The 3795-nt window shown below is 60.1% G+C and carries 4 protein-coding genes; 2 read left to right on the forward strand and 2 right to left on the reverse strand.

From position 1 onward, the window contains the following. Window positions 1-198: 198 nt before the first annotated feature. Entirely contained in the window at window positions 199-2061 is a 1863-nt protein-coding gene (locus tag NUW23_14425) for a methyl-accepting chemotaxis protein (GenBank protein ID MCR4427355.1), read from the reverse strand. A gap of 339 nt (window positions 2062-2400) precedes the next feature. On the opposite strand from NUW23_14425, the gene NUW23_14430 reads away from it, so the two are divergent. Continuing rightward, the gene (locus NUW23_14430) at window positions 2401-2826 is read left to right on the forward strand and encodes a hypothetical protein (protein ID MCR4427356.1); all 426 of its coding nucleotides are present in this window, start codon (window positions 2401-2403) and stop codon (window positions 2824-2826) included. A 412-nt stretch (window positions 2827-3238) separates the two neighbouring features. Continuing rightward, a complete protein-coding gene (locus tag NUW23_14435; protein ID MCR4427357.1) occupies window positions 3239-3442 on the forward strand; it encodes a hypothetical protein in 204 nt (67 codons plus the stop codon). Here the strand turns inward: NUW23_14435 and NUW23_14440 are convergent. After that, on the reverse strand, window positions 3414-3795 hold a 382-nt coding region (locus tag NUW23_14440; protein MCR4427358.1), incomplete at its 5' end, for a helicase-related protein. The genes NUW23_14435 and NUW23_14440 overlap by 29 nt on opposite strands.

Below are 3795 nucleotides of genomic sequence, written 5' to 3' on the forward strand. Positions count from 1 at the left end.
CTCGCCTACTGGCGAAACCAAGGGCTCCTGAGTCTATCGGATCTCTACAGCTCGTGTCGTTAGTCTAATGAACCGCCGTATACCGAACGGTACGTACGGTGGTGTGAGAGGACGGGGGCTGGCCGCCCCCTTCTACCCGATTCCTGCGATCCCATCATGTCCTGTCGACACAACTCTCCTGGCAGGTGCTGCACGTTTCTAGGCCAGCTTGAACTCGGCAACCAACTGCCGGAGTCTCTGCGCCATCTCAGCCAACGCCTCAGATGATGCGGACATCTCCTGGACCGAGGCGCTGACCTCCTCAGCGGAGGCCGAGACTTCCTCGACAGAGGCGGCATTCTCCTCGGACACGGCCGCAACGTTGTCGATGGCTCGCTGGACCTCTTGGATGCTTGCAGCCATCTCCTCTGCTGCAGCCCCGTTCTGCTCAGCTACTGCGACTATCTCATCTATGGCCTGGCGGACTTCCTCGCTGGCTGCAGACAGGGCCTGCCCAGAGGACACCACTGAAGAGACGAGTCTCTGTGTTGCTTCTGCCTTGCTGCCGATGTTGTTCAAGGCCTCGGTGGTAGCGGACGCCATCCCCGTGCTCTCTGCGACCGCCCGGGCGGCCACGTCCATAGCCTCAATCACCTTCGCGGTAGCCTGGCGAACGCGATCCACCTGGTTCTTGATGGCCTTGGTCTCGGTGAGAGACCGTTCTGCGAGCTTCCTCACTTCATCCGCGACCACCGCAAACCCGCGGCCGTGCTCGCCGGCTCTCGCCGCCTCTATCGCCGCATTCAACGCAAGCAGGTTGGTCTGATCAGCTATGTCGTCGATCACCTCAACGACCCGGCCGATCTCCTGGGCGCTGCCGTTCAGCCCGTCGAGGGCGGCCGAGACACCGCGGGTGGCGGCCTCCACCTGTGAGATGCTCTCCGTCATTCGCTTGACCGAGTTGCCGCCCTCCCGAGCGGCCTCCTCGGATTCGTGGGCAGCGCCTCCAACCTGGGCGAGTATGTCACTGGACTCCTTAAGGGACGCCTGCATTCTCTCAACGAGCTTGACGGCTCGATGGACATGCTCCGTCTGGGTCTGTGTCCCTCGCGCGACCTGCTGTATGGCTTGACCCATCTGACCCGCGGCGGCGGCAGTCTCTGTTGCACTCGCGCTCTGCTGCTGAGCTCCGGCAGCCATCTGCTGGACCGTCTGGGATATCTGTTGGACCGAAGTTGCGGACTGTTCCGACGACGCGGAAAGCTCCTCGCTTGCGGAGGCTAGCTGCTCGGATGAGCCGGTCACCTCTCGGATGACGGTGACCAGGCTGTCCATCATCGTCTTCACCGACTTGTTGAGGTCTTCGATTTCGTCTCGGCTGTTGATGACGGGCGGCTTGACTGTCAGGTCACCTGACGCAACGGCGTCCGCGAGAGTTCCCAGCTTGTGAAGCGGACGGGAAATGCTGTTGCTGACCGTGATGCTGATGGCAAGCGCTGCGATGCCGGCGACGATCATCACCACGATTGTCACCGTGTACGCTGTCCTACTCGCCCTCTCGGTCGACGCGATGCGGAGGTCGTTCTGTTCGTCGAGGAACGCCTGCCACTCAGTGCTGATCTTGTCAATCTCGGTCAGGAACTTGGGACCTTCCACCGTGGCCAGGGCGAAAGCTCCATCGTAATTGCCATTCTGGTACATGCTTATTACCCTGGCGGCCATAGCATTGTAGGCATCATCCTGTGCAACCAGCAAATCGAACCGCTTTCGGGAAGCCTCCGTGAGAATGAGTCTATCCAGTTCTGCTTTGGTGTCACGCGCGCGCTTCTCGGTGTCTTGGTACTTGGTGATGTAGACGTCATCTTTCTGCAGTAGAAGGCCTCTTAGATACAACCCTCGCTCGATCAGTTGTCCCCTGAGTTGCTGCATGCGCACCACCGCCGGCAGGCTGTTGTTCACCAGAACGCTGTACTGCTGGGTCATCTGACGCTGGGAGACGATGGCGACAACCCCTATGACTACCATGAGCACGAGCACGACAACAAAAGATGCAATCAGCTTCAAACGGATACTGAACCTCATGGCGAGAACTACTCCCTCCCTATAAACAGCTACATCCCTGTCCTGAGACCTGCCTCGCGCTGACGGGCACCTGTAGGGGGACGACCTCCGGCACCGACCTTTGTCAGCACCTCCTCTACTTGAACAATGCTGGTTCCTCTGCAAGCGTTATCGGCGCATTAGGGGCCGCCATCTAGGCTTGAAACTGGCATTTGCAAAAGAGCTTGCCGCCATCTTGTCCGGGAGAACCCGGACGGCACTCGGGCTCCTGTTCAAGACGGCGGATAATCCCGCAGGAACGGCCCCCCTTGCGGTTCTCATGGATACTGTAGACTGGCCCCGGGAGAGGAGGCATGCTCGATGGCGGTGGATGGCCGCGTGCTCGCAGATATCCTGGAAGAGTTGCGGGAGATGAACCGAAGTCGAAAGGAGAATATCCGGGCATTGACGCAGATAGCCCAGTATCTCAGCGACTGCCAGGGGATAGTGGACTTCGCAGTTTCCGATTCTAGGGGCAAACACGGGAGGCTCATGCAGGAGTTGAAGGTTCAATGCGCCAAACCGGCCCACTTGGCCGCCGTCGCCGGCCTCGAGGGCCTCCGGACCAACATCAAGCTGATCTCCTCCGAAAGCACGCCAGTCTATACTCAGGACAAATCGTATCTTCTCCGGCAGGCAGAGAATTCCGCGGCAGGCAGAGAATTCCGCCTACGCCCAACGAACCACAAACAGGACCTTCTACCGGACCGGGTTCCGGGCCGATCTCAGTACCACCGAATACCATAACCTGGATGAGGGCTTCTCCACCTGTCCCGGGCCGGCGCAGCTTCTTCGGGTAGCCTCCACTTCAGAAGCTGACACCGCCGGTGGAACCGGGGCGCGCGCGCTGCTGATCTCTGGGCTAAACCAGGTTTTCGCAAGGTGCTTCGAGACCGCAACTCTGAACGGCACGACCGCAGTCTCGACAACGACCCAGTTCACCCACATCAACTTCGCTCAGATTACACAGGTCGGGTCCAATCTGTACGCGGCTGGGGACATCTCCATCACCAACGCCGCTGGAACAGTGACCTATGCCCGTGTCGCGGCAGGAAACACCTCGTGGAGGTCCGGAAGGTTCCATACCTCGGCAACTGACGTGGCATATATCGATCAGTGGTGTTTCGGCGCATGTGCCACTCCCGTCAGAGCGGAACTGATGGCGTCGACCGTAGGGGGATTCGATCAGGGGGCCGTCATAGCCCGAGCAATGGGAACCGCCTCTGACAACTCCTTCAACATCTGTTTTCCGGTCCCCATTCGAGTCGCAAACCAGGGGTACGTATTCGTGAGAGCCATCGCGAGGAAGACCGCAGGCAAGGCCGCCACGTCCTTCATTCTCCACATGGTTCCCGGGTCGTAGGATGCCGTTTCGTCTTGAGCCAGTCCGGCAATGCCGGCGAGTGTGCAACCTCCAGATAGCACTCGAAGAACCTTGTGCGGGCCTGTGACGCCAAAGACGGCACCCACGCGTCCACTAGGTCATACACCACGGGCGGCTGCTTGTCTGGAGACGGGCGCATGATTCGGCCGACTCTTTGCCTGGTCCTGTTGCTGTCCCGGGTGGGTGTGGCCAGAATGACCGCGGCAAGCTCAGGAACGTCCAATCCCTCATCCGCCAGCTTCGTGGCGGTCAGGCAACGCACGCTGCCTTCTCGCATCAGGTCCAGAATCTCTGTGCGCCTGGCCCTGGGCACGGTTCCGTTGACGCACTCC

The organism is Bacillota bacterium (assembly GCA_024655925.1).
Taxonomy (GTDB): Bacteria; Bacillota; DTU025; order DTU025; family JANLFS01; genus JANLFS01.

What these genes read in the sequence shown, in the direction of transcription:
- NUW23_14425 (MCR4427355.1), bottom strand. Translation starts at nt 2,061, where the DNA reads ATGAGGTTCAGTATCCGTTTGAAGCTGATTGCATCTTTTGTTGTCGTG.
- NUW23_14430 (MCR4427356.1), top strand. Translation starts at nt 2,401, where the DNA reads ATGGCGGTGGATGGCCGCGTGCTCGCAGATATCCTGGAAGAGTTGCGG.
- NUW23_14435 (MCR4427357.1), top strand. Translation starts at nt 3,239, where the DNA reads ATGGCGTCGACCGTAGGGGGATTCGATCAGGGGGCCGTCATAGCCCGA.